We start from the raw sequence: 25,891 nt of genomic DNA, 5'->3' as shown, positions 1-25,891 counted from the left end.
GTATTTTATTGATTTACTGTCAAGCGCTTTTATCCCGCCCAGTTTTCTCTGTCCAGATTGCGATAACTGATGGCTTCAGCCAAATGGGAGGGCTGTATCAGTTCCGCACCCTCAAGGTCGGCAATGGTACGTGCCACCTTTAATATACGGTCGTATGCGCGTGCGGAAAGATTGAGGCGTTCCATTGCATTTCGCAGCAGGGAAAGTCCTTTGTCATCCGGCCGAGCATAAATGGATAATAACTTGCTGCTCATCTGTGCATTGCAGTAGATACCGGGATGATCGGCATAGCGCTGTTCCTGTATACGGCGTGCCTGAATGACTCTGTTCCGAATAACACTGCTTGCTTCTCCCTGTCGCTGATCGGATATCTTGTCGAACGGAACAGGAACAATCTCTATCTGAATATCAATACGGTCCAGCAACGGACCGGATATCTTGTTCAGATACTTTTGTACCTGACCAGGACTGCATACACATGCCTTGGTCGGATGATTATAGTATCCGCAAGGGCATGGATTCATGGATGCAATGAGCATCAGATTGGCGGGATAACTGATTGTGCTCTTTATGCGGGAGATGGTAATCTGCCGGTCTTCCAGTGGCTGGCGCAGGACTTCTAATACCCCTCTGTTGAATTCGGGTAATTCGTCCAAAAATAAAACTCCGTTATGCGCCAGGCTTATTTCTCCCGGTTGGGGAAAACTTCCGCCTCCCACCATTGCAACTTGCGATATCGTATGATGGGGATCACGGAATGGCCGTTGGGAAATCAGTGAAGAGCCCCGGTTTAGTTTTCCTGCAACGGAATGTATTTTGGTCGTTTCCAGGCTTTCACCCAGGGAGAGGGGAGGAAGGATGGAAGGTAACCGTTTAGCCATCATTGATTTACCACTGCCGGGAGCGCCGATCATGATGAGATTATGTCCTCCGGCGGCAGCAACTTCCAACGCCCTTTTCACATTCTCCTGTCCTTTTACGTCTGCAAAGTCCAGGTCAAAGGCTGTTTGCTGTTGATAAAACTCTTCCCGCGTGTTGACAACGGTCTGTTCCAGCTCCCGCTCACCATTGAAGAACTGGATAACTTCTTTGATATTACTGACGCCATATACCTTCAGTTGATTGACAACTGCTGCTTCCCGCGCATTCTGTTGAGGAATAATGAGTCCCTCAAAGTTTTCTTCACGGGCTTTGATAGCAATAGGCAGTGCTCCTTTGATAGGCTGAATGCTCCCGTCAAGACTAAGTTCTCCCATCATCAGATAGCGGGATAACTTTTCGGAAGATATGGTTTCGCTGGCACCCAGCAAGCCGATGGCAAGAGGCAAATCATAAGCCGAGCCTTCTTTGCGGATATCGGCCGGTGCCATATTTACAACCAGGTTACTGGTCGGCATTTTATAGCCATTGACTTGCAGTGCGGAGATAATACGTTGGTGACTTTCCTTCACTGCGGAATCCGGAAGACCGACGAGATAGAACATACAGCCACGTGAGCTGTTGACTTCGATTGTGATGAGTGTTGCATCAATCCCTTGAACAGCCGCTCCGAAAACTTTAATTAGCACGTTTGATTACCGTTTATTTCTTCTGTTTGTTTTTCTTTTCTTTTTCTGTCGCTTCCTCAACGATGTTTTCTATTTTCTTTTTCAGCTCTTCTCCCCGAAGGTTCTTAGCTAAAATCTTTCCGTCCGACGAGAGAAGTATGTTGGCAGGTATTTTATAGATAGAATATTGCTTGGCTACTTCAGAATTGAGTCCGCCGAAATCGCATACCTGTTCCCAGTCCAGCGTATCGCGTTTGATGGCGTCTTTCCATTGCTGCTTGTCTACATCCAGTGAGATGCCGAGCATTCCTATATATTTGTTCTTCTTATACTTTTTGTAGATTTCTCTTAGCTCGCTGTTGCTCTGCTTCTGAGAGATGCTGTCGTTCCAGGAAGCCCAAAAGTTGATCAGCAGGCTTTTCTGCTTGAAGGCGTCTGATGAACGGGTAATCTTTTCTCCTTTCGCATTGGGCAGGCTGAAGAAAGGTGCATATTTGCCAATCTCCGATTTTTCTGCCTGAGTGATTGTTTCATTCAAACGTTCGATATACGGTTTGTCCTGTAATACACCTGTCATTACTTCAACTAGCTTTTTAATTTTACTGAAGTCAGGCGTTTCTTTCTGAACGAAGTATTTGTCTAATAAGTAAAGGCTTACATAGGAGGAGTGATGTTGCAGTATGAACTCTTCCGCCATTTCTTCGGCAGTGTTTGCTTTCTCTACAGTTATTCTTTTATCCACTGTTTCTTCGCCGGCTTTTTCTGAAGGATCAGCCGGATCTTCCAGTGCTTTTTGGAAGTCTGTAAACTCCTCATTGTATATATTTCCACTGATAGTCAGGAAATTCAGATTGATCGTATCTCCTTTTATTTTGATCTTGTTACCCTTATCAAGAAAGACAGGATATTCAATCCGGTTCTTGAGTAACAGATAGGCAGAAGTGATCGTATCTACGCTGGTAGTGTAGGAGAACTTATCGTTTTCTACATAAATGGTGTCTATCCGGTCGTACAGTTCGTCCATGCCGTACAAATAAAGTGTATCTGTTCCGAGTCCTTTGATCTCTCCGGTGATGGTTGTCTCATTGGAGCCCTTCTTGCATCCGACCAGACAGATAATGATGAGGATTAAAATACTACTCTTTTTCATTGCTTTGATTTCTTTTCTGCGAAAGTACGGTTTTTTACAGATAAAAAAAAGAATTGCCCGTCATTTGTAATGACGAGCAATTCTCAATATCTAAAATAGAGTGGTAATTCTCTTATTTGATGATGCTCATGAAGTCTGCATTTGTGAAGAACTTAGAGAATTCCAAGTCTGTTGCAGCTTTCTTAGCCAACGCAGGTTCTTTAGCAACAGCGCTCTTCAAGCTGCTGGTTACCATAGAAGAATTGTTAGTTCTAGCACCTAGAACTGCCATCAGGTAGTCTGTGTAAGCATCTGGTTTTTCTACGCCTGCCAGTGTGTTTTTAGCTTTGTTGTAGTCCTTAGCAAGGATCTGAGCCAAAGCAGCACTGTTAGTCTTAGCGTCACCGAATGAGTTAACTGCTCTTTCGTACTGGCCTTGAGCGATGTACAGGTTACCCATAGATTCGCCAAGTTCTTTTGTACCTGCAGCTTTACCGAAGTAAGCTTCAGCAGCAGCTTTGTCACCCTTGATCAAAGAGATCAAACCTAAGTTCATGTTTACTTCAGGAGCAGCGTTTACGCTGGCAGCTTTCTTCAGGTAAGATTCAGCTTTGTCAACGTTACCAGCTTGATAAGCAAGCTTACCAAGGTTGTTGTATGCGCGGTAATCGTTAGGGAACTGTTTTGTTGCCTGAGTATAGATAGCTTCCTGTTTTGCAGGATCGTTAGTCAGTGTAGCAGCATACAGCAATTCTTCGATGTTCAGTTCAGAAGGATTAGAAGAAGCAAGCTTAGTGATTTCTTCGTCAGACTTACCGATGATCTCGTAGTTCAAAGTCAAACGAGAACGACGCAGTTGAGGAAGGATATCGTCAGCCAGGTTCTTGTATACAGAAGAGATGTTCTTGATTTCTTGTTCTCTCTGTGCAGGATCCTGATACATAGACAATACGCGAAGGATCAGTTCTTTATCCTGGATGTTAGATTTAGAAACCAGTTCCTGGAAACCTTCCCAGTCCTGTGCAGTATATTTAGCGTCAACCGGAGCGTCGATCTTAGCTTTCTTCAAGTCTTTGTTCAGCATCTTGGTAGTGTTGCTTTCGCGGTTTTCTGCTAGAGTTGTATTCAGGCTTACACCACCATCAGGAGAAGCATAAGCAGAAACTTCGATGTTGCTGATCTTCTTGTTGGCAGCTTCGTTTATGTTAGCAACTTCCTTGTTGAATTCTTTAGCAGTTTTCAACTCGCTTGAACGGATGTTAGCCTGTTGGATCAAGAACATGATGTTAGCATCGTGTTTTTCCTTGATGATACGTTGGAAAGCATCTTCGCCCAGAGCCGGGTTAGCGCTGCCCAATGTGTTATTTACCAATTCAGAAGTAGAGATTACACCATCAGCTACTTTCACAGCGGGGATAACGACTTCCTTTTTACCAACTTTAGCTTTGAATTCAAGCCACAGTTCAGATTTTGCCATTTCAGGAACATAGTCGAAAGATGTTTTCATCGTATAGCTACCACCTACTTTGTAAGAGATAGTCTGATCGTTTCCTTCTACTTTTTCTCCTTGGAACACAGCACTTTGTCCTTTAGCTTCACCGCCATTCCATTTCAAAACCGGAGTAACTTCTACTACAGCTTTTTTCTTGAAATACTTTTCAGGGAATTTACCATTAATGGTAGCAGGAACTTTACCACCTACTGCTTCCAACACTTGTGGAGTAACAGTGAAGTAGTCCGCTGACAGGGGACCCATTTTCTTGCACGAAGAGAAAAGTGCAACAACAATTGCCATGAGTAAAGGCAAGTACAACTTCTTTGTCATTTTAGGTATAAATTAAATGTTTGTAATTGAAATATCGTCATATTTATAACCCCTTTTCAATCCTAATAAAGGAAAAACATCGCAAAGATATTAATTCTTAATATAATTATGTAGTTAGCAGGAGGTTTTTATCATAATTTAATGAAAACCCGACTCTTTTTCTCGCCGATACTTGATATTTCGGGGATGATGCTCGATAATCTCGCTGCGAAGCATGTTTCGGTCGATATGGGTATAAATTTCGGTCGTCGCAATCGATTCGTGGCCGAGCATGCACTGGATGGCCCGTAAATTGGCGCCACCTTCCAGTAAATGAGTGGCAAAGGAGTGTCGGAAAGTGTGCGGACTGATGTTTTTGGTGATACCCGCATTTTGTGCTAATTCTTTTATCATATGAAAGATCATAATCCGGGAAAGTGATTTGCCTCTCCGCTGGCTGACAAACACAAAATCTTCATAGTCTTTTTTAACTTCTATCCGGTTGCGGTCCAAGAAATAAAGTTTGATCTCGTTAATGGCACGGGGGGAAATGGGAACAAGACGTTGCTTGCTTCCTTTGCCTTCTACTTTGATGAAGCCTTCATCAAAATAGAGATCGGATAATTTGAGGCTGACAAGTTCGGATACACGGAGTCCGCAGCTGTATAATGTTTCCAGAATAGCTCTGTTGCGCTGTCCTTCGGCTTTGCTGCGGTCTACGGAGGAGATGATGTTGTCGATCTCTTCTACGGTCAGCACTTCGGGGAGTTTTAATCCTATCTTGGGACCTTCCAGCAGTTCGCTGGGATCAGCCTCCAGATAATCCGCCATAATCAGGAAACGGAAGAAGGACTTGATGCCGGATAAAATGCGTGCCTGAGAACGAGGATGAATGCCGATGTCATGCAATCCCGCAGCGAAACGCTGGAGATCGGACAGGCATACTTCAAGAACATCTATCCCTTCCAGAGTCAGAAAACTCATCAGTTTATCCAGATCGGTCAGATAAGCGTCCAATGTATTGGGGGATAAAGACTTTTCCAGCTTGAGGTACTGCTGGTACTTTCTGATTATCAGTGCTTGTTGCTCCTTCTTCTTGTTTTTTTCGTTGATTTCCATTTCTTTTTTCTACCTTTGTAGCCTGAAATATTGTTCTTTGGATACAAAGGTATTAAAAAAGCAGGACTACGGCGATGAGAATACAAATTATTAATGGCCCGAACATCAATCTGTTGGGCAAACGTGAACCTTCCATATACGGAAGTGTTACATTTGAAGACTATCTGGCTGAGCTTCGTAAAAGATATGCTGATTTGGAGATCGACTATTTTCAATCGAACATTGAGGGAGAAATGATTGACTGCATTCAGCAGGTAGGTTTTGAGGTAGACGGTATCATTCTGAATGCCGGCGCTTATACACATACCTCCATCGCTCTGCAGGATGCCATTCGTTCTGTGACTTCTCCGGTGATCGAGGTACATATTTCTAATGTACATAGCCGTGAGTCTTTCCGGCATGTATCTATGATCGCCTGCGCATGCAAAGGAGTGATCTGTGGCTTCGGGCTGAACTCGTATCGGTTGGCTCTGGAGGCTTTGTTAGGTAATAAATAAGGTATTAATATATTAAATAGGTAAAAAGGCTATGTTACTGAAACAGACAAAAATCGTCGCATCCATTTCGGACAGACGTTGCGATGTGGACTTTATAAAACAGCTGTTTGAAGCTGGGATGAATGTGGTACGTATGAATACGGCTCACGCTAGCCGTGAAGGTTTTGAAGCGTTGATTGCCAATGTACGTTCCGTATCCAACCGGATTGCAATCCTCATGGATACCAAAGGACCGGAAGTACGTACAACTGCCAATGCGGAACCGATTCCATATCAGATAGGTGATAAAGTAAAGATTGTCGGCAATCCTGATCAGGAGACGACTCGTGAATGTATCGCTGTTTCGTATCCTAACTTTGTGAACGATTTGAATATCGGAGGTCTGGTTCTGATTGACGATGGTGATCTTGAACTGGAAGTAATCGATAAGACAGCCGATTATCTGCTTTGCGAAGTGAAAAACGATGCAACGTTGGGAAGCCGCAAGAGCGTGAACGTCCCGGGTGTTCGTATCAATCTTCCTTCATTGACAGAGAAAGACCGTAACAATATACTTTACGCGATTGAAAAGGATATCGATTTCATCGCTCACTCTTTCGTGCGCAACCGTCAGGACGTACTTGATATCCGTGAAATTCTGGATGCTCACAATAGTGATATCCGGATTATTGCCAAGATTGAGAATCAGGAAGGGGTGGACAACATCGACGAGATTCTTGAAGTGGCGGACGGCGTGATGGTAGCCCGTGGTGACCTGGGTATCGAAGTGCCGCAGGAACGTATTCCGGGTATCCAGCGTGTGCTGATCCGCAAATGTATCCTGGCAAAGAAACCGGTGATCGTTGCGACTCAGATGCTTCATACCATGATCAACAATCCTCGTCCGACCCGCGCGGAAGTGACCGATATCGCGAATGCAATCTACTATCGTACGGATGCTCTGATGTTGAGCGGTGAGACTGCTTATGGCAAATATCCGGTAGATGCAGTCAAGACAATGACCAAGATCGCGGCCCAGGCTGAAAAAGATAAACTGGAAGAGAATGATATCCGTATCCCGTTGAACGAAAACAGTAACGATGTAACGGCCTTCCTTGCTAAACAGGCAGTGAAAGCTACATCGAAACTGAAGATACGTGCCATCATCACAGACAGCTATAGCGGACGGACCGCCCGTAATCTGGCAGCTTTCCGTGGTAAGTTCCCGGTATTGGCTATCTGCTATAAAGAAAAGACCATGCGTCATCTGGCACTTTCTTATGGAGTGGAAGCAATCTATATGCCGGAGCTGGCCAACGGACAGGAATATTATTTTGCCGCTTTGCGCCGCCTGTTGAAGGAAGGACGTTTGCAGCCGACTGATATGGTAGGATATCTGAGTAGCGGTAAGGCAGGTACACAAACTTCATTCCTCGAAATCAATGTCGTGGAAGATGCGTTGAAACATGCGGGAGAAACTGTATTGCCTAACAACAATCGTTATCTCTAACTGTTACATCTAAAATAAGGTTTTTATGCAGGAGACTGAATCTATTGATGAATATATTTTGCAGCATATCGATGCGGAAAGTGACTATCTGAAAGCACTCTACCGGGATACGCATGTGAAACTGCTTCGTCCCCGTATGGCTTCCGGGCATTTACAGGGGCGGATGCTGAAAATGTTTGTGGAGATGATTCGCCCCCGGCATATACTGGAGATCGGAACATATAGCGGTTATTCTGCCCTTTGTCTGGCGGAAGGCTTGTCGGAGGGCGGAATGTTGCATACGTTTGAAATTAATGATGAACAAGAGGACTTTACCCGTCCCTGGCTGGAGAATTCTCCTTTTGCGGACAAGATTCGCTTTTATATAGGAGATGCCTTGGAGCTTGTTCCTCATTTGGGCGTTACGTTCGATCTGGCCTTCATTGACGGTGATAAACGTAAATATATCGATTATTACGAGATGGTTTTAAAGCATCTTTCCACAGGTGGGTATATCATTGCCGACAATACATTGTGGGATGGTCATGTGTTGGAACAACCTCGTAGTGCGGATACGCAGACCATTGGCATCAAAGCATTCAATGACGCCCTTGTGACGGACGACCGGGTGGAGAAAGTAATCCTGCCTTTGCGTGATGGGTTAACTATAATAAGAAAAAAGTAAGATAAGGAGTAAATTTATGGAAACAACCAGACAGAATAAGATATCCCGCCTGTTACAGAAGGAGCTGAGCGAGATATTCCTGCTTCAGACAAAGGCAATGCCGGGTATATTAATATCGGTCAGCGCAGTTCGTATCAGTCCTGATATGAGTATTGCGCGCGTGTACCTGAGCGTTTTCCCGTCAGAGAAAGCAGAAGAAATGGTGAAGAATATCAATGAGAACATGAAGTCCATTCGCTTTGAGCTCGGAACCCGTGTGCGTCATCAATTACGGATTATTCCCGAATTGAAGTTCTTCGTGGACGACTCACTGGATTATATTGAGAAGATTGATTCTTTGCTGAAGTGAATTTTCCCTTCTACATAGCTCGGCGTTATCTTTTCTCGAAAAAGAAGCATAATGCTATCAATATTATTTCCGGCATATCAGTATGCGGGGTGGCACTTGCTACGTTGGCACTGGTCTGCACGCTTTCCGTATTCAACGGATTTCAGGATATGGTAGCCAGCTTTTTCACAGCTTTTGATCCTCAGTTGAAGATTACCATCCGCGAGGGAAAAGTCTTCGACGGACAGGATGAAAGGATTCGTGCGGTCTGTGCGCTTCCGGAGGTCTCGGTATCTACAGAGACGCTGGAAGAGAATGCGATGGTGCAATATAAAGACCGTCAGGCTATGGTTGTGTTGAAAGGCGTGGAAGATAACTTTGAGGATTTAACCGAAATAGATAACATTCTTTACGGAGCCGGCGAGTTTATTCTTCATGATTCGATAGTGAATTATGGGGTGATGGGCGTGGAACTGGTTTCGACTTTGGGTACCGGACTGGCGTTCGTAGATCCTTTGCAGGTGTATCTTCCCAAGCGTAATGCCAAAGTGAATATGGCGAATCCCGGGGCTTCTTTCAATCGCGACTATCTTTATTCACCGGGTGTTGTGTTCGTGGTCAACCAACAGAAGTATGATGAAAGCTATATTCTCACTTCCCTTGATTTCCTTCGTAACTTATTGGACTATACGACAGAGGTTTCTGGCATTGAGTTGAAACTGAAACCGAATACCAATATATCATCCGTACAGTCTAAAATAGAAAAAATGCTGGGTGATGACTTTGTGGTACAGAACCGTTATCAGCAGCAAGCAGATGTTTTCCGTATCATGGAAATAGAGAAGCTGATCTCTTATCTGTTTCTTACTTTTATTCTGATGATTGCCTGTTTTAATGTGATCGGTTCTCTTTCTATGTTGATTCTGGATAAGAAAGACGATGTCATAACCTTGCGCAGTTTGGGAGCCAGTGATAAACTGATATCCCGTATCTTTTTATTTGAGGGACGGCTCATCTCTCTCTTTGGTGCTATCTCCGGTATTATACTGGGGTTGATATTATGTTTTATTCAGCAGAAGTTTGGCATCATTACCCTTGGCGGAGGTGGTGGAACTTTTGTGGTGGACGCTTATCCGGTAAGTGTCCATGCATGGGATGTAGTGCTTATTTTTATTACTGTTTTAGCAGTGGGATTCCTGTCAGTATGGTATCCAGTGCGTTACTTAAGCAAGCGGCTTCTGTAATTGGCTGAAGAAGAAAAAGGCTATAACCTTTGAATACAGAAGTGTAGGTGCTTTGTAGAGGAGTTTGCTAAAATGGAACAGAGTGTTTCATGTATTTATGTAGAAACTATATAAACAAAAAGCGCAGGCAGGAGACGAACTCCTTTACCTGCGCTTTTCTATTTTTTCTCAGTAAAATGAATTACTTCACTTCCCAAGTATCGTTCGTCATCAGCAACTCCTGGAAATTATGATATTTCTTCTTGCCTTTGACTTCTTCAATCTGTTCTGCTACAGCGTCATTGTAGGTAGGTGCCTCTACTTCACGAATCACACCGAGTGCAATCGGGAAATCGGGGCCTTCCATCAAAGCCAGCTTCAACTGAAGAGTATTGTCCTGGCAATGAGCATCGTGAATCAGAATATCTTTTTCTGTGATGCCATTCTCGCCAAGTTTTACCACTTTCAGTCCGAAACCTTCCTGCATCAGTCCGAACTCTTTGTTTTCACCGAACAACATCGGTTTGCCGTGCTCCAGATAGATCGCATTCTTTGCGCGTCCTTCCTTCGTTGCAACAGAAGCGTGAGTTCCGTCATTAAAGATTACACAGTTTTGCAGAACTTCCACAACAGATGCACCCTTATGGTTGGCTGCTGCTTTCAGAACCTCTACAGAAGCGGCGCCGTCTACAGCGATACAACGTGCAAAGAAACGTCCGCGTGCACCGAATGCCAGTTCTGCCGGATGGAAAGGGTCTTCTACCGTTCCGTAAGGAGATGATTTGCTGACGAATCCGCGTTCGGAAGTCGGTGAATACTGTCCTTTGGTCAGTCCATAGATACGGTTGTTCAACAGAATCATGTTCAGGTCGATGTTACGACGAACAGCGTGGATGAAGTGGTTACCACCGATAGCCAGACCGTCACCGTCACCGGAAATCTGCCAGATAGTCAAATCCGGATTAGCCACTTTAGCACCCGTTGCAACGGCAGCGGCACGTCCGTGGATGGTATGGAAGCCATACGTATTTACATAATAAGGCAGACGGGAAGAGCAACCGATACCGGAAATTACGGCGATATTGTGCGGAGCTACTCCCAGTTCGGCCATTGCCTTGTGCAGTGAGTTCAGGAAAGCGTGGTCACCGCATCCCGGACACCAGCGAGGCTGACCTGATTTATAATCTTGTACGGTATATACTTTATCGCTCATCTCTTATTCCTCCAATAATTTAGTAAATGCATCTATCAATTCTCTCGTAACGAAAGGCTGTCCTTTCACTTGGTTGAACTGGCTGATATTCAGTCCGGGTACTTTCATACGCAGGTAACCGGCAAATTGTCCCAGATTCTGTTCGGCTACTACGATCTTCTTATATTTACGTAATACGTCGGCTGTATTCTTCGGTAGCGGGTTGATGTACTGGAAGTGTGCGAATGCAACCTTCTTTCCATGTTCGCGCATGAAGTCCATAGCCAGACGGAGATGTCCGTAGGTACCGCCCCAGCCTACAATCAGTAAGTCTGCGTCTTCGTCGCCCAGCACTTCAAGTTCGGGGATGTAGTCTGCAATCTTGTCCACTTTTGCCTGACGCAGGTGAACCATCTTGTTGTGGTTTTCGGGTTCGGTAGAGATGGCTCCGGTTTCGTTACTCTTTTCAAGCCCACCGATGCGGTGCATAAAACCTTCTGTTCCAGGAGTCGCCCAGTAGCGTGCGCTTGTTTCTTCGTTACGTTGGTACGGGGTCCAGTTGCCCGCCATGTCCGGAGTTACATACGGAGGGTTGATGGCAGGGTAGTCATTCAGATCGGGAAGTTTCCATGCGGCAGAGCCGTTGGCAACGAAAGCATCTGTCAGCAATACGACCGGAGTCATGTGTTCCAAAGCAATTTTGGCTGCCATGTAGGCGGCATCGAAACAGTTGGTCGGTGAAGTGGCGGCGATAACCGGCATTGGGCTTTCACCGTTACGACCGTAGAGTGCTTGCAGCAAGTCGGTCTGTTCCGATTTGGTAGGCAGACCCGTAGACGGACCACCACGCTGTACGTTGACAATCACCAACGGAAGTTCGCCGATAACGGCCAAGTTCATCGCCTCACTTTTCAGGCAGATGCCCGGACCGGAAGTTGTCGTTACTGCCAGCGCACCTGCAAAAGCTGCACCAACGGCAGAAGCACAACCGGCGATTTCGTCTTCGCACTGTACGGTTTTTACTCCCAGTGATTTATGCTTGGCCAATTCATGCAGAATGTCGGTAGCCGGAGTGATCGGGTACGAACCCAGATACAGTTCCAAACCGGCTTTTTCGGCTGCGGCAATCAATCCGTAAGATGTTGCCTTGTTACCATTAATATCTGTATAAAGCCCTTTTGATTTCGGAGCTTTGCTTTCAATCTTATAAGTAGAGGTAGAAGCGTGTGTGTTGGCACCGTAGTTGTAGCCATCGTTCAATACCTTAATATTTGCTTCTGCGATTTCCGGTTTCTTGGCGAACTTCTCGCGCAGCATCTTTTCCGCTGCTGCCAGATTGCGGTTGAACAGCCAGCAAACCAGTCCGAGCGCAAACATATTCTTGCAACGGAGAATCGTTTTATTGTCCAGTCCGGAATCTTTCAGACTTTCTTTGCACATAGAAGAGATGGGCACTTCCAGCACTTCTTGTTTAACGCCTAATTCTTCAAAAGGATTGTTGGTCTTAAATTGTGCTTTTTCCAGGTCTCTGGCTTCGAACGAGTCGGAGTCGGTAATGATAAGTCCTTGCGGTTTACAGAATTTGATTTGTGTTTTCAGTGCGGAGGGGTTCATCGCTACTAATACGTGGCAACGGTCTCCTGGAGTGTACACCTGTCCTGCGCCTACGTGGATCTGAAAACCGGAAACACCGGTCAGTGAACCTTGCGGGGCACGGATGTCTGCCGGATAGTCGGGGAATGTACAGATGTCATTTCCTACCGTAGCCGACACGTTCGAGAAGATGTTGCCTGCCAGCTGCATACCATCGCCGGAGTCGCCGGAGAAACGTACTACGACTTCCTCCAATTCTTTAACCATCATTTCGTCTGCCATAACTTTAATTACTATATTTAATTTAAAAACTGATTTTACTTTCAATTTGTGAGCGCAAAGGTCGGAAAGTTAATCGAATTATCAAAATAAATCGAACTTTATTGTCCTATTGACGCCAAATAATTGGATTTACTGAAAGGAACCTGCATTTTTATTCTTGTTAAATCAACAGAAACCGTTATCTTTGCAACCAAAATAAAAGCGGCCTTGTAGTTCAACGGATAGAATAGAAGTTTCCTAAACTTTAGATAGGGGTTCGATTCCCCTCGGGGCTACTAAGAGAAATCTGCGGGAGGCGGTGTTGTTTTGCTTCATACTGTATTGAGTTTTAAGTATTACAATGGCTTCTTTTAAGATTAACGTCTTATAGCTTCTATTTGTTTTAATAATCAATAGAAAAAGCCTCTTCCGAATGTTCGGAAGAGGCTTTTTCTATTTCTGGAATTTATTATTCTTCCGTAGCTGCTACCACTACTTTTTTGTTCTTCATCATGTTGTATGCAATCGGAGATGCAATGAACAACGAAGATAAAGTACCGATAACAACACCGAGGATCATTGCGAATGCGAAGCTGCGGATTGAATCACCACCGAGGATGAAGATACACAGCAATACGATCAACGTACTCAATGAAGTATTGATGGTACGAGCCAGTGTAGTGTTCAGAGAGTCGTTGAACAACTGACGCTTGTCACGTTTCGGATACAAGCCGAAGAACTCACGTACACGGTCGAAGATTACCACCTTATCATTAATAGAGTAACCGATAGCCGTCAGGATAGCACCGATGAATGTCTGGTCGATTTCCAGTGAGAACGGAACGATACCCCACAACAATGAGTAAGCACCGATAATCATGATCGTATCACAAGTCAGAGCTACGATAGAACCGATACTGTAAGCGATGTTGCGGAAACGGATCAAGATATACAGACCGATAGCGATCAGAGCCAGAACAACTGACCATACGGCACCTGTCTTGATATCGTCTGCGATACTCGGACCCACTTTCTGTGAACTAACGATACTACCGCCTGTGTGATTGTCACGGTCGATGAAAGTAGCCAGTGTGATGTTCTGTGTCAGCAACGGCTTCAGTGTTTCGTATAAGTATGATTCGATCTCAGAGTCTACATTGTTACCTTCGTCTGCGATACGGTAGTTGGTACTGATACGTACTGTCTTCTTGTCTGTACCGATAGCGATCACATTTACATTTACATCTTCACCAAACTTGTCAGCGATCAGTTCACGAACTTGTTCCGGTTCTACCGGATTCTCGAATTGTACCTTGAAGTTACGTCCACCGGTGAAGTCAATACTTTGACTTAAACCACGCAATGCAAACGAACCGATACAAACAAGGATAATAGCGCTTACGATGATCAGTGATTTCTTATTGGTTCCCATGAAGTCGAAACGGGTATTTACCAGCAAGTTTCTGGAAATCTTGGAAGTAAATGTCAGGTTCAGCCACTTGTCTTTATTCATGAAGTGTTCGTAAACCAGACGAGTCATGAACACAGCAGTGAAGAAGGATACAAGGATACCGATAATCAATGTAGTGGCAAAACCACGGATAGGACCTGTACCGAAGTTGAACAGGATGATACCGGTGATGATAGATGTCAGGTTGGAGTCGAAAATAGCAGAGAAGGCATTTGAATAACCGTCAGCCAATGCTTTCTTCACACCCTTGCCGGCACGAAGCTCTTCTTTTGTACGTTCATAGATAAGTACGTTCGCATCCACCGCCATACCGAGTGACAACACCATACCGGCAATACCGGACATGGTCAGTGCCGCCTGGAAGGATGAAAGGATACCCAGCGTGAAGAAGAAGTTCAGGAACAATGCGCAGTTGGCAACCATACCCGGGATGAAGCCATACATGGAACACATGTAGATCATCAACAGGATCAAAGCTACAACGAATGAGAAAATACCTGCGTTAATAGATTCCTGACCCAGAGACGGACCTACGATATCTTCCTGTACGATGTGGGCCGGAGCCGGCATCTTACCTGATTTCAATACGTTAGCTAAGTCCTTTGCCTGTTCCGGGGTGAAGTGACCTGTAATCTGTGAACGTCCGCCTGTGATTTCAGAGTTTACGTTCGGAGCAGAATATACATAGTTATCAAGAACGATAGCGATAGAACGACCGATGTTCTGCTTGGTCAACTGTGCCCAGCGGCGTGCACCGTCAGAGTTCATGGTCATGCTTACAGCCGGTTTGCTGTATTGGTCGAATTCGTCTTTTGCATCTGTTACTACGTCACCTTCCAACGGAGCTTTGCCGTTACGTTCGGTAGATTTGATAGCATACAATTCGAATGTCTGTCCTTTCTTATCGAATTCAGAAGGAGAAACACCCCATTTCAGACGAAGGTCTTTCGGAAGTTCTGACTGGATTTCAGGCATGCTCAGATATCTGTTGATATCGGCTGTATCCTTATAGTTAGCATAGCCGATCACCGGACCCTGACCGCTTGAATTCAACTGAAGAACAGCTAGCAACGGATATTGCTTTTTGATTTCTTCCATGTTTGCTCCCGCCTTTTCGTCTTTGGCATCTCCTTTCAGAGTAGCTGCGAGACTGTCGGCAACGCTTACGGCTTTCTTTGCCGGAGTAGCTTCTGCCAGCTTGGCTGCGGGGATTGTGTCTGCAGTTGCGTTAGTGGCTGTAGAATCAGCGGCAGTTTCCTGTGACAGGATAGCACGCAATTTTGAGTCAGCCGACTGCATAGCCGGAAGAATCTCTTTTGCAGTATATGTTTCCCAGAATTCGAGGTTGGCCGAACCTTGAAGAAGTTTTCTCACACGTTCCGGCTCCTTGATACCCGGAAGTTCCACCATGATACGGCCCATCTTATCTTCGAGGCTTTGGATGTTCGGCTGAACAACACCGAAGCGGTCGATACGGGTACGAAGCACGTTGTATGAGTTTTCAACGGCAGCCTTTACTTCTGCTCTCAATACTTTTTCTACTTCGGCATCTGATGATTTCTGGTTAACTTTATCTTTCAACTGTTGTGTTGCGAAAAGTTCGGAAAGTTTTGCGCCCGGAGCAGTCTTCTGGTATTCTCTGACGAACAAGGTAATGATATCGTCCTGGCTGTTGACAGCTTGTTTTGCAGCTTCATTCAGCGCTTTATTGAAGTTTTCATCCGGCTTGTTGTCAGCCAATGCTCTGATAACATCAGGCACAGAAACTTCAAGGATAACATTCATACCACCTTTTAGGTCCAAACCTAAACTGATCTCCATTTCACGACAATCTTTCAGCGTCCAGTTCCACAGCATTACTTTCTCATTGGAGAGAGAGTCAAGGTAGTCTTGTTCTACTTTCGGGTCGCCGTTCGCAATCTCTTTCGCCTTATTAGTGTAATGGCGGGTTACGAAGGAGAAGGAGAGGTAGAACACGCATACCAGCGTGAGTAGTACCGCAAAAACCTTTACAAATCCTTTGTTTTGCATTTTACTTTTAATTTATGATGATTACTTTTTTAATTTAATTTTCAGTTAAATTCTGTCGTATACAAGTCCATTTTGCCGCATACAAGGCTGCAAATATAGTTTTTTTTTCACATTCATATGTAATAAGCCCTCAAATATTTGATGTTTAAGGGCTTTTTTGCCGTTTTATTTCATTCCTCTGTTTTTCAGTAACGGCTCCAGGCTTGGTTCTGCACCGCGGAAATTCTTATAAAGTATCATCGGATCTTCGCTGTCTCCCTTTTCCAATACGTTGTAGCGGAAGAGGTCGGCAGTGTTTTTATCAAAGATTCCATGTTCTTTGAAGGCTTCAAAGGCATCATTGTCAAGTACATTCGCCCAAAGGTAACTGTAGTATCCGGCAGCGTATCCGCCAATGATATGATTGAAGTAAGTGACGCGGTAGCGGGGGGCAATTTCGGGGATCAGGCCGAGCTTGTCCATGGCTTCTTTTTCGAAAGCAAGCATATCCAGATTCTTTACATCTGTTATCATGTGAAGGTTCATGTCGAGGATGGCGGCAGCCAGTAACTCGGTGGTCATGAATCCTTGGTTGAACGTTTTCTGTTTCAGAATCTTTTCGATGATTTCATCGGGGATTACTTCTCCTGTCTGATAGTGTTTGGCATACATTTTCAGCACTTCCGGTTCGGTAGCCCAATGTTCGTTGATCTGAGAAGGAAGTTCAACAAAATCGCGTACGACATTGGTGCCGGAAGTCCCTTTGTATTCGCACTTTGTCAGTAAGCCATGCAGAGCGTGCCCGAATTCGTGGAACAGAGTTTCTACTTCGTCCATAGTCAGCAGAGAAGGGGTGTCGCCGACCGGTTTGGTGAAACTGCATACGTTGCATACCAAGGGGCGGGTTGCTCCCTGCTGTTCGCGGTAATTGCTCATCCATGCGCCACCGCTTTTTCCTGAACGCGGGAAATAGTCTACATAGAATATGCCCAGTTGGGAGCCGTCAGCGTCTTTCACTTCGAAGACTTCTACATCCGGATGATAAGTCGGGATACCTTCCAGTTTGTTCAGAGTGATACCATATAGTTTGTTGGCGACTGCGAAAGCTCCTTCACGTACATTCTCCAGTTTGAAGTAAGGTTTGGTGTCTTCTTCGGAGAGGTTGTATTTCTCTTTGCGGAGTTTTTCTGTGTAGTACCACCAGTCCCAGGCTTCCAGTTTCTCTCCTTTGCCTTCTTTGTCCATTAACTGTTGAAGTTCTGCGGCTTCGGCTTTCGCTTTCGGGAGGGCATAGCTCCAAAGGTTGTTCAGCAGACTCATTACGTTGCTGTCATTCTTTGACATTGTCTCATCCAGTACGAAGTTGGCGTAGTTGTTGAAGCCCAATAGCCTTGCTTTTTCCAGGCGGAGGGAGACGATCTTGCGGATCGTTTCTTTGTTGTCATTCTTGTCATTGTTATTGCCGCGGTTGATGTATGCTTTGTACATTTTCTCACGGAGAGGGCGGTTCTCAGCGTATTGCAGGAACGGAAGGCGGCTGGCGTTGTGCAGGGTGAACAGCCATTTCCCCGGTTGTCCGGCAGCTTTGGCTTCTTCGGCTGCGCTTTGGCAGAACCATTCGGGCAATCCGGCTAAATCTTCTTTCTTGTCTACGAAAAGCTGGAAAGCATTGTTTTCATTCAGTATATTATTGCTGAATGTGATGCCGAGAGTGGAAAGTTCTTTGTTGATTTCACGCAGACGTGCCTGTTTCTCTGCATCCAGATTAGCACCTGAACGGACAAATCCTTTGTAAGTTTTGTCCAGCAGACGTTTCTGTTCCGTGGTCAGATTCATGGAATCTTTCTGTTGATATACAACGTTTACACGTTTGAAAAGCTCCTGATTCAGGGAGATGTTATCTTCGTGCTCGGAAAGGACCGGTGCCATTTTGATAGAGAGCTCGGTCAGTTCATCGGTTGTTTCCGCATCCGTCATATTGAAGAAAATGGCGCTTACACGGTCCAGAATGGGTGCGCTGCTGTCCAAAGCTACAATCGTATTGTCGAAAGTAGGCACTTCCGGGCTTGCGATAATGGCTTGGATATTCTGATTCTGCTCTTCAATACCTTTCAGAAAGGCGGGTTCGTAATGTTCCAGTTTGATTTTATCGAAGGAAGGAACACCATACTCTGTTTGAAATTCAGTGAAGAAAGGGTTGCTTTCTGTTTTTGTTCCACAGGAGTACATCATACAACTTACTGCTAAAATGGTTAAAGTTTTTCTAATCATCATGGTATTTATTTAAGTTTTTCTGCTTTATTGCTTGCCTATATAGCACCAGATCGGGTAATGGTCCGAATCTTTGATCGAACGGTCTACGGTGCAGTTGTAGGCTTTCTGGTTGGGGCTGATCAGAATATTGTCTATCCGGAAATAGAATTTATTCAGATTATAGGAGATGCCCAGTCCCCTGCCGGATTGTGTAAAGGCGTCATCCAGCTGTTGAGTCAGGATGCGATGGGTATATGAAATGGAAGCGTCGTTGAAATCGCCACAGGCAATAATAGTCGGGTATTTGCTGTTTGCGATGGCGACGGCTACCGAATCCGCTTGCGAAGAACGGATGGCCGATGCTTCCGCCAGTTTCTTTATTAATTGCCGGAGACCCGTTTTTACCTTCTTTGCGTTCGGGTCTTTAATCATATCTTCATAAATCACCTTGTCTTCTTTCGTCAGTTTATTGGATTCCAGATGGTTGTTTATGAGGGTGATAGTGTCCTCGTTAACTTTGAGGGTGTACTGCATCGAACTGTTGTAGGTGCTTTCATACTTGATGGGACGTGCCGAAAGTATGGGGAATTTGGAGAAACAGGCCAACTGACTGCCTCCTTTTTCCGGATTGTGAATGGAACGGTAGGGATATGCTTTCAATGCTTTTCTGATGTCTTCGTCTGTCAGATATTTCTTGTTTTTGGTTGAATTGTACTCCTGAAGACAGATTATGTCAGCTTCACTGTCAGCCAGATAGGATAATATCGGATTCTTTCCTTCCTTTTTCTCCAGATTGTTAAATCCCATCACATTGTAAGAGAGGAATTTGATGCTGCCATCCGGTATCGTTTCTACTGTAGAATTGATGGGAATATAGGTGCGTATCTGTGGAATACATACCAGAAAACCGATGACCGGTAATAAGGCATAGCGGTAGCTGATGATTACCCAGAATAGGGTGAAACAGATGTTGACAGCAAGGAAGATGGGGAAGGCAAGCCCCAGGCAAGAAGCTATCGGGTGTATTTTCGGTTGAAGATACGGGCTATAGGCACTCAAAATCAACATCCCTACAAAGAGTGCGTTGACTGCCAATATCAAATAAAGGACAAATTTGCCAATGTGTTCCATTCTTTATCTTTTGCTTGCGTCGAACAAGCTCTTTTTCTCTTCCGTCGTCAGGCTTTCATAACCGGATTTTTTCAGCTTTTCCAAAATGCGGTCTACTTCATCCGATTGTGCTTTCTTACGGGCGTTATAATCGTAATCTTTCTCGCGACTTGTGTCGCTTCCATAATGTACTTTCATTTTTGGTTTGCGTTTCCATGTCTTTTTCTGAAACAGGGAAGCGAAGCCGTCAAGGAACCAGTTGATCCAGTAAGTCACGTCTTTGCCTTTGCTCAGACTGGCTGCAAACCAAAGTCCGGCAAGTGCGCCGCCTAAGTGGGCGATGTGTCCTCCGGCATTGTTGGATGTAATAAAGAGCAGGTCTGTTCCGATAACGATCAGTGCGAGGTATTTCAAACGGACGGCGCCGAAAAGGAAAAGTTGTACCCGGTAGTTCGGTTCTCTGTAGGCGGTGGCAGCTACGATGGCCAGCACGGAAGCGGAAGCCCCGACCAGTGTGGAGAACGGCAATGTCTGGCTGAAATAAGGGAAGATGTTATACGCTATCATGTAGAACAATCCTCCGCAGATGCCTCCCAATACATACAATCCCCGTAAATGCTTTCCCGAAAAGAAATAGAGAAACAGACTTCCGAACCAGTACAGCCAGAGCATATTGAACAGGATATGCAGGAAGCCTGCATGCATGAACATGTAGCTGAGCAATGACCATGGCTGAAGAATAAACCGGTGAAGGGAAGCCGGAAGGGCGAATAAATCGAATATTCCCGTTGCACTCAGGTTGAACAGCTGCAATATGACACTGATTAACGTACCGATAACAAAGATGCCTACGTTAATGTAAATCAGTCGGATGAAAGTGTTTCCTCTTCTGAACGTTTCTTTTAAATCAGTTATAATATGTCCCATTGTTTCTACTTTTTTTTCTCCAATACATAATCAGGATAAATCCGAATATCATACCTCCCAAGTGGGCGAAATGCGCGACATTATCTCCGGGATTATTGGCAAAGCCGGCATACAGTTCAATCAAAGCATAACCGATAACAAAGAATTTAGCTTTGATAGGGAAGGGCAGCGGAAAGATGAATAGCTGGTTGTTGGGGAACAACATACCGAATGCGAGCAAAATGGCATATACAGCTCCCGAAGCGCCCACGGTGGTCAGCATGTTCAAAAACTCTCCCATAGGAATAATTCCCGTTCCTATATCCACTTGTGAATAGTGGCTGTAGTCTACTATATATTTGATGTATTGCACTCCTTCCTGGATAAGTCCTGCACCGATACCACAGGCGATATAATAAAAAAGGAAACGTTTCGGTCCCCAGGTCCGTTCAAGAACAGTTCCAAACATGAAAACAGCAAACATATTGAAAAAAATGTGGCTGAACCCGCCATGCATGAACATATAAGTGATAAGCTGTGCCGGATTGAAGTCACTGGCGAGGAAAAAATGCAATCCCAGATAATTAGTCAGATCGATACCGTATCGTTGGGCGACAAGTGTCCCGAAAAAGACTAGTACATTGATAATTATCAGGTTTTTAGTTACAGTTGGCATAATTTTATATTCTGAATATTTAAGTAATGAACGCAAAAGTACGAATAAATTCTGTTTTAAAGCATGGAAAAGCTTCCCTATTAGCTCTTTTTCAATAATTTGCTGCGTTTTTTTTATGTTTTTATTTGATATGTTGTTTTGTTCATCTATATTTGTAAAGTCGTAATGGGAAATCTTTTGTGTAACATATATATTAATTAATCATTTTACGTATCATGAATAAGTCTGAACTTATTAGTGCAATGGCTGCTGAAGCTCAAATGAGTAAAGCCGATGCGAAGAAAGCTCTTGATGCTTTCATTTCTTCAGTTACTAACGCTATGAAAGCTGGTGATAAGGTAGCTTTGGTTGGTTTTGGAACGTTCTCTGTAAGTGAAAGAGCAGCAAGAACCGGTATTAATCCTTCTACAAAGGCAGCTATTACTATTCCTGCTAAGAAAGTAGCTAAATTTAAAGCTGGTGCTGAATTGTCTGCAGCTGTTGAATAAACATATAGTTGAAAGAAATTAGAAGAGGGAGGCGCGTGCGTCTCCTTTTTTTGTATCTTTGCGCGCAAGAAACAACTTGATTATGAAGATAGAAGATAAACTTGTAGCGTCCGTCATCAACGGACTAAAAGCACTTTACGGTCAGGAAGTCCCTGAGAAGATGGTGCAGTTGCAAAAAACGAAGAAAGAATTTGAAGGACATTTGACACTGGTCGTGTTCCCTTTTCTGAAAATGTCAAGAAAAGGACCGGAACAGACAGCGCAGGAAATTGGCGAATATCTGAAGGCGAACGAACCGGCTGTAGCTGCTTTCAATGTAATAAAAGGCTTTTTGAATCTGACTATTGCATCGGCTACCTGGATTGAGTTGCTGAATGAGATTCAGTCGGATGAAGAGTACGGCCTGGTGAAAGCTACCGAAACTTCTCCGTTGGTGATGATTGAGTATTCTTCACCGAATACCAACAAGCCGCTTCACTTAGGTCATGTGCGCAACAATCTTTTGGGAAATGCGCTGGCTAACATTGTGGCTGCAAACGGAAACAGAGTAGTAAAGACGAATATAGTAAACGACCGTGGTATCCATATCTGCAAATCCATGCTGGCATGGAAGAAATACGGAAACGGCGAAACTCCTGAAAGCACCGGCAAGAAAGGTGATCATCTGGTAGGCGACTACTATGTGTCTTTCGACAAGCATTATAAAGCGGAACTTGCCGAACTGATGGAAAAAGGCATGACGAAAGAGGAAGCGGAAGCTGCTTCTCCGTTGATGCAGGAAGCCCGCGAAATGTTGGTGAAATGGGAAGCCGGTGATCCGGAAGTACGTGCCCTGTGGGAGATGATGAACAACTGGGTGTATGCCGGATTTGATGAGACTTACCGGAAGATGGGGGTCGGCTTCGATAAGATATATTATGAATCCAATACTTATCTTGAAGGAAAAGAGAAAGTAATGGAGGGACTGGAAAAAGGCTTTTTCTTCAAAAAAGAAGACGGCTCTGTCTGGGTTGACCTGACTGCCGAGGGGCTGGATCATAAGCTGCTTCTTCGTGGCGATGGAACCTCTGTTTATATGACGCAGGATATTGGCACGGCCAAACTTCGTTTCGCTGATTATCCGATTGATAAAATGATTTATGTCGTTGGTAACGAACAGAATTATCACTTCCAGGTACTTTCTATTCTGTTGGATAAACTCGGTTTTGAATGGGGTAAAGGCCTTGTACATTTCTCTTATGGTATGGTAGAATTGCCGGAAGGTAAGATGAAATCTCGTGAAGGAACAGTCGTTGATGCCGATGACCTGATGGAAGAGATGGTATCGACTGCAAAAGAAACTTCGCAGGAACTCGGAAAACTGGATGGTCTGACGCAGGAAGAAGCAGATGATATTGCCCGTATTGTCGGTCTGGGTGCTTTGAAGTACTTTATTCTCAAAGTAGATGCCCGTAAGAATATGACTTTCAATCCGAAAGAGTCTATCGACTTCAATGGTAATACAGGACCGTTCATTCAATATACGTATGCCCGTATTCAGTCTGTGCTTCGTAAAGCGGCTGAGTCTGGAATTGTGATACCTGAACAGATTCCTGCTGGTATCGAACTGAGCGAGAAGGAAGAAGGATTGATTCAGTTGGTTGCTGACTTTGCGGCAGTTGTAAAACAGGCCGGAGAAGACTACAGTCCGTCTATTATCGCGAATTATACCTATGATCTGGTGAAAGAATATAATCAGTTCTACCATGATTTCAGCATTCTGCGTGAAGAGAATGAGGCGGTAAAAGTATTCCGTATTGCTCTGTCTGCCAATGTAGCAAAAGTGGTTCGTTTAGGAATGGGCTTGTTGGGCATTGAGGTACCTTCCAGAATGTAATACCTGCCCTGAACAAAATATATTTATGTGTTCCGGAACGGGACTGGGATGTTGTTGAATAGAAAAAGACTGTCCGAAAAGGAATTGTACTCTATCTTTAAGAAAGACTTTGGGTAAAGTTAATGATAGGGATTACATACTTTTCAGACAGTCTTTTTTATTATTGGGTAATTACTTTCGAATTATCAGGGTCTTTCCACCAATATGGATTGGAAGCGCCGAAGCTGGATGCCCAGTCACCAAATTTAGGATACGCTTCCAAAATGCTTGTCGTTTCTACTGGTACAAGGAAATCGGTACCACGTTTAGTTCCTACACTGATACCGCTAATCTGCAGTCCCGTTGGCATATTCTCATTATTTACATAATATAATCCCTCATCAGGCCTGGATACATCACTACCTGTGCCGAAATAAGAGAAATTCATTTTACTTGTTGGAGGGAATTTCACAATATGTGCTTCTTTATCACGTCCTGTATTGGCAGAAATGATGATAAAGGGGTTCATATTAAATTTGCTGTATGTTTGTTCCCAAAATTTGTTATTAAAGAAAGGAGTAAATGCTGTTTCTGTAAATCTTTCTTGGGCGACGTCTATCGTTACAGTAAACGTTTTGTTTATAGCTGCTTTTTGATTGTCAAAAAGGATAATAGTGGGATAATTTTGACCAGGTTCCCGGTCTTGCCCTTCCATGAATTGTGAGACGATTCCGCCGGATTCTACGGTTATTTTCTTTATATCACTATTTGCTATACCTGTGAGCTGGTAACCAAAACCGTTTTGCCAGTTTGCGCCATCATGTTTAGGCACAAATGTATCTATAACTTTTACGACTTTACTTGTGAGAACACTCTTATAAATTTCGCGCTTATATTCGACAATCATATCATTCATGTCATAATCTCCTTTGGATGGCCAAAAATCTTCAAATGATAATACACCTTTAAAGGAGTTATAAATCTCTTTGTTGTCAATGGATTTGTCTGGGAGTTCTTCTACACCACCAGTCTCAATGGCTGATCCATCTGAGAAATCAAGATAGAATACGGCATCGCCAAAGTTTCCTTTTCTGGTATTATCTCCTGTCGGTTCAAAGTTGGTTGCATCCTCCATACCAAATGCAACGACTTCTCCTGATTTGTTCTTTAGGGCAATGGTACGGTGTTCTTTGCTCTTATTCAGATCACGAATAGAATAGAAAGTACGTTTATTATTCATAATCTCCTTTGTGCCTTGGTTGTAGGAAGACTCAATAAGAAACCATGCTATGCTTACTCCCGCAGGGAACTCGTTCACGAACTTTGTGCCATCCCAATATTTCAGTTCTACTCTGTCGCCGGTATACATACTACCTGCTGTACTGCTGGAATTACACACGGCAGTCGATATGCGCGGATAGGCAATGATCGGTGTAACTTGACTTATATCAGTCGGCTTCTGATCGGTAGGGTAGGTGAAATAACCGACTGTGTTTTGTTTGGTACCTGTACTGCTGAGCATAACCAGTCCTATTTCTGTTGGTTTCTTAACATTGATTTCTATATTTACATTATCACCTATATATTCAGGATAATAATCTTCCATCGCTGCACTTCCACCCGGCTTAATAAAAACTTCACGGATATTATACATGAGCTGCCCATCTATTTCCGTTGGAGTAGAAGAAAGATAAGTAGGACATCCTATCTCATTCCATTCACCTAAAACCTGGAAACCTTCCGGATATTTGTAGCCGCTATTGGTAACCCCTCTACTCGTACCCTTCGCATTTCTCTTACTTTGTATAAAAGCTTGCTGATCAAAAGATACTTTTCCGTTTGTAATTTGTAGCTGAATCGGGCTGACAGTTCCAAGATAGTCTGAATAAAGGTAAAGTTCTGTAAGATAAGACGGAATAGATATGAAATCATTAAAGATTCCTTTTTTATCCGTAGCCCCGCGATAGACAGGCTCTTCTTTTGTCTTGATAATGTTTCCATCCTTATCTTCCGATAGCGGATTTTCGGCATATAACTCAAAAACAACCTGATAATTTAAACCATAGTTTAAATCAACTGTGCAACTGGAGGATGTTGTAAAGCCAAAGTATTCATCTGCAGTTTTTTCTTCTGGAGCCTGATATAAGTCCTTTTCCATACAACTGGCTAACGAGAGTGCGCATAGTACCCCCATTGAGAGAGATTTGAAATTGTTTGTTTGCATAACTGTGTTCTGATAATTTGATTGTGACCCGCAAATGTATGCATTTAATATA

19 protein-coding genes and 1 tRNA gene are annotated in these 25,891 nt (G+C 44.0%); 8 read left to right on the top strand and 12 right to left on the bottom strand.

All coding sequences use genetic code 11. From position 1 onward, the window contains the following. Positions 1-29 precede the first annotated feature (29 nt). The 4 genes from BT_RS14435 to xerD form a co-directional block, all read right to left on the bottom strand. Positions 30-1,568, bottom strand: a complete 1,539-nt coding sequence (locus BT_RS14435) for a YifB family Mg chelatase-like AAA ATPase (RefSeq protein WP_008761917.1) — start codon at positions 1,566-1,568, stop codon at positions 30-32. A 13-nt stretch (positions 1,569-1,581) separates the two neighbouring features. After that, positions 1,582-2,697, bottom strand: coding sequence for a TlpA disulfide reductase family protein (locus tag BT_RS14430; protein ID WP_008765298.1), 1,116 nt, complete (start codon positions 2,695-2,697; stop codon positions 1,582-1,584). A 112-nt stretch (positions 2,698-2,809) separates the two neighbouring features. Next, on the bottom strand, positions 2,810-4,501 hold the full coding sequence (locus tag BT_RS14425; protein WP_008761919.1) for a tetratricopeptide repeat protein: 1,692 nt from the start codon (positions 4,499-4,501) through the stop codon (positions 2,810-2,812). 138 nt (positions 4,502-4,639) lie between these two features. Then, positions 4,640-5,599, bottom strand: coding sequence for a site-specific tyrosine recombinase XerD (gene xerD / locus BT_RS14420; RefSeq protein WP_008761920.1), 960 nt, complete (start codon positions 5,597-5,599; stop codon positions 4,640-4,642). 74 nt (positions 5,600-5,673) lie between these two features. On the opposite strand from xerD, the gene aroQ reads away from it, so the two are divergent. From aroQ to BT_RS14395, 5 genes are read left to right on the top strand one after another with little or no spacing between them, the layout of a single operon-like run. Continuing rightward, complete coding sequence (gene aroQ, locus BT_RS14415; protein ID WP_008761921.1) at positions 5,674-6,096, top strand: type II 3-dehydroquinate dehydratase; 423 nt, start codon at positions 5,674-5,676, stop codon at positions 6,094-6,096. A gap of 31 nt (positions 6,097-6,127) precedes the next feature. Next, positions 6,128-7,585, top strand: coding sequence for a pyruvate kinase (pyk, locus tag BT_RS14410; RefSeq protein WP_008761922.1), 1,458 nt, complete (start codon positions 6,128-6,130; stop codon positions 7,583-7,585). 25 nt (positions 7,586-7,610) lie between these two features. After that, positions 7,611-8,249: an O-methyltransferase gene (locus BT_RS14405; protein WP_008765299.1), complete on the top strand. Its 639-nt coding sequence runs from the start codon at positions 7,611-7,613 to the stop codon at positions 8,247-8,249. Between the two features lie 16 nt (positions 8,250-8,265). After that, positions 8,266-8,598: a 30S ribosome-binding factor RbfA gene (gene rbfA, locus BT_RS14400; protein WP_008761924.1), complete on the top strand. Its 333-nt coding sequence runs from the start codon at positions 8,266-8,268 to the stop codon at positions 8,596-8,598. Then, positions 8,595-9,821 carry an FtsX-like permease family protein gene (locus tag BT_RS14395; RefSeq protein ID WP_008765300.1) on the top strand — a complete coding sequence of 409 codons (1,227 nt, stop codon included), beginning with the start codon at positions 8,595-8,597 and terminating at the stop codon, positions 9,819-9,821. The genes rbfA and BT_RS14395 overlap by 4 nt, the downstream gene beginning before the upstream one ends. 181 nt (positions 9,822-10,002) lie before the next feature. On the opposite strand, the gene BT_RS14390 is transcribed toward BT_RS14395, so the two are convergent. Then, positions 10,003-11,013: a 2-oxoacid:ferredoxin oxidoreductase subunit beta gene (locus BT_RS14390; RefSeq protein ID WP_011108506.1), complete on the bottom strand. Its 1,011-nt coding sequence runs from the start codon at positions 11,011-11,013 to the stop codon at positions 10,003-10,005. A 3-nt stretch (positions 11,014-11,016) separates the two neighbouring features. Then, positions 11,017-12,867 carry a 2-oxoacid:acceptor oxidoreductase subunit alpha gene (locus tag BT_RS14385; RefSeq protein ID WP_011108505.1) on the bottom strand — a complete coding sequence of 617 codons (1,851 nt, stop codon included), beginning with the start codon at positions 12,865-12,867 and terminating at the stop codon, positions 11,017-11,019. 203 nt (positions 12,868-13,070) lie between these two features. Here BT_RS14385 and BT_RS14380 point away from each other — a divergent pair. After that, positions 13,071-13,142 (top strand) — tRNA-Arg (locus BT_RS14380). 173 nt (positions 13,143-13,315) lie between these two features. Here the strand turns inward: BT_RS14380 and secDF are convergent. The 5 genes from secDF to BT_RS14355 all read right to left on the bottom strand — a co-directional run bounded on the left by secDF (position 13,316) and on the right by BT_RS14355 (position 21,272). Continuing rightward, a complete protein-coding gene (secDF, locus tag BT_RS14375; protein ID WP_008765303.1) occupies positions 13,316-16,348 on the bottom strand; it encodes a protein translocase subunit SecDF in 3,033 nt (1,010 codons plus the stop codon). 165 nt (positions 16,349-16,513) lie between these two features. Continuing rightward, positions 16,514-18,601 carry a M3 family metallopeptidase gene (locus tag BT_RS14370; protein ID WP_032840809.1) on the bottom strand — a complete coding sequence of 696 codons (2,088 nt, stop codon included), beginning with the start codon at positions 18,599-18,601 and terminating at the stop codon, positions 16,514-16,516. A 24-nt stretch (positions 18,602-18,625) separates the two neighbouring features. Further along, positions 18,626-19,711 (bottom strand): endonuclease/exonuclease/phosphatase family protein, encoded by a 1,086-nt coding sequence (locus BT_RS14365; RefSeq protein WP_011108504.1) that lies wholly within the window; start codon positions 19,709-19,711, stop codon positions 18,626-18,628. A 3-nt stretch (positions 19,712-19,714) separates the two neighbouring features. Further along, the gene (locus BT_RS14360; protein WP_008761931.1) at positions 19,715-20,617 is read right to left on the bottom strand and encodes a rhomboid family protein; all 903 of its coding nucleotides are present in this window, start codon (positions 20,615-20,617) and stop codon (positions 19,715-19,717) included. Further along, complete coding sequence (locus BT_RS14355; RefSeq protein WP_008765306.1) at positions 20,598-21,272, bottom strand: rhomboid family intramembrane serine protease; 675 nt, start codon at positions 21,270-21,272, stop codon at positions 20,598-20,600. Before BT_RS14355 ends, BT_RS14360 begins: the two co-directional genes overlap by 20 nt. 215 nt (positions 21,273-21,487) lie before the next feature. On the opposite strand from BT_RS14355, the gene BT_RS14350 reads away from it, so the two are divergent. Both BT_RS14350 and argS read left to right on the top strand, forming a co-directional pair. After that, a complete protein-coding gene (locus tag BT_RS14350; RefSeq protein ID WP_008761933.1) occupies positions 21,488-21,760 on the top strand; it encodes an HU family DNA-binding protein in 273 nt (90 codons plus the stop codon). A gap of 82 nt (positions 21,761-21,842) precedes the next feature. After that, positions 21,843-23,636 (top strand): arginine--tRNA ligase, encoded by a 1,794-nt coding sequence (argS, locus tag BT_RS14345; RefSeq protein ID WP_008765307.1) that lies wholly within the window; start codon positions 21,843-21,845, stop codon positions 23,634-23,636. A 160-nt stretch (positions 23,637-23,796) separates the two neighbouring features. Here argS and BT_RS14340 read toward each other — a convergent pair whose 3' ends face one another. Further along, the gene (locus tag BT_RS14340) at positions 23,797-25,839 is read right to left on the bottom strand and encodes an LruC domain-containing protein (protein ID WP_224200501.1); all 2,043 of its coding nucleotides are present in this window, start codon (positions 25,837-25,839) and stop codon (positions 23,797-23,799) included. Between the last annotated feature and the right edge of the window lie 52 nt (positions 25,840-25,891).

The sequence above is a fragment of the Bacteroides thetaiotaomicron VPI-5482 genome, assembly GCF_000011065.1.
Lineage (GTDB): Bacteria > Bacteroidota > Bacteroidia > Bacteroidales > Bacteroidaceae > Bacteroides > Bacteroides thetaiotaomicron.
This window is presented reverse-complemented; position numbering and strand designations above follow the sequence as displayed.

Coding starts and splice junctions, on each gene's coding strand:
- BT_RS14430 (WP_008765298.1), bottom strand. CDS start 2,697: ATGAAAAAGAGTAGTATTTTAATCCTCATCATTATCTGTCTGGTCGGA.
- BT_RS14425 (WP_008761919.1), bottom strand. CDS start 4,501: ATGACAAAGAAGTTGTACTTGCCTTTACTCATGGCAATTGTTGTTGCA.
- xerD (WP_008761920.1), bottom strand. CDS start 5,599: ATGGAAATCAACGAAAAAAACAAGAAGAAGGAGCAACAAGCACTGATA.
- aroQ (WP_008761921.1), top strand. CDS start 5,674: ATGAGAATACAAATTATTAATGGCCCGAACATCAATCTGTTGGGCAAA.
- pyk (WP_008761922.1), top strand. CDS start 6,128: ATGTTACTGAAACAGACAAAAATCGTCGCATCCATTTCGGACAGACGT.
- BT_RS14405 (WP_008765299.1), top strand. CDS start 7,611: ATGCAGGAGACTGAATCTATTGATGAATATATTTTGCAGCATATCGAT.
- rbfA (WP_008761924.1), top strand. CDS start 8,266: ATGGAAACAACCAGACAGAATAAGATATCCCGCCTGTTACAGAAGGAG.
- BT_RS14390 (WP_011108506.1), bottom strand. CDS start 11,013: ATGAGCGATAAAGTATATACCGTACAAGATTATAAATCAGGTCAGCCT.
- BT_RS14385 (WP_011108505.1), bottom strand. CDS start 12,867: ATGGCAGACGAAATGATGGTTAAAGAATTGGAGGAAGTCGTAGTACGT.
- secDF (WP_008765303.1), bottom strand. CDS start 16,348: ATGCAAAACAAAGGATTTGTAAAGGTTTTTGCGGTACTACTCACGCTG.
- BT_RS14370 (WP_032840809.1), bottom strand. CDS start 18,601: ATGATGATTAGAAAAACTTTAACCATTTTAGCAGTAAGTTGTATGATG.
- BT_RS14365 (WP_011108504.1), bottom strand. CDS start 19,711: ATGGAACACATTGGCAAATTTGTCCTTTATTTGATATTGGCAGTCAAC.
- BT_RS14360 (WP_008761931.1), bottom strand. CDS start 20,617: ATGGGACATATTATAACTGATTTAAAAGAAACGTTCAGAAGAGGAAAC.
- BT_RS14355 (WP_008765306.1), bottom strand. CDS start 21,272: ATGCCAACTGTAACTAAAAACCTGATAATTATCAATGTACTAGTCTTT.
- BT_RS14350 (WP_008761933.1), top strand. CDS start 21,488: ATGAATAAGTCTGAACTTATTAGTGCAATGGCTGCTGAAGCTCAAATG.
- argS (WP_008765307.1), top strand. CDS start 21,843: ATGAAGATAGAAGATAAACTTGTAGCGTCCGTCATCAACGGACTAAAA.
- BT_RS14340 (WP_224200501.1), bottom strand. CDS start 25,839: ATGCAAACAAACAATTTCAAATCTCTCTCAATGGGGGTACTATGCGCA.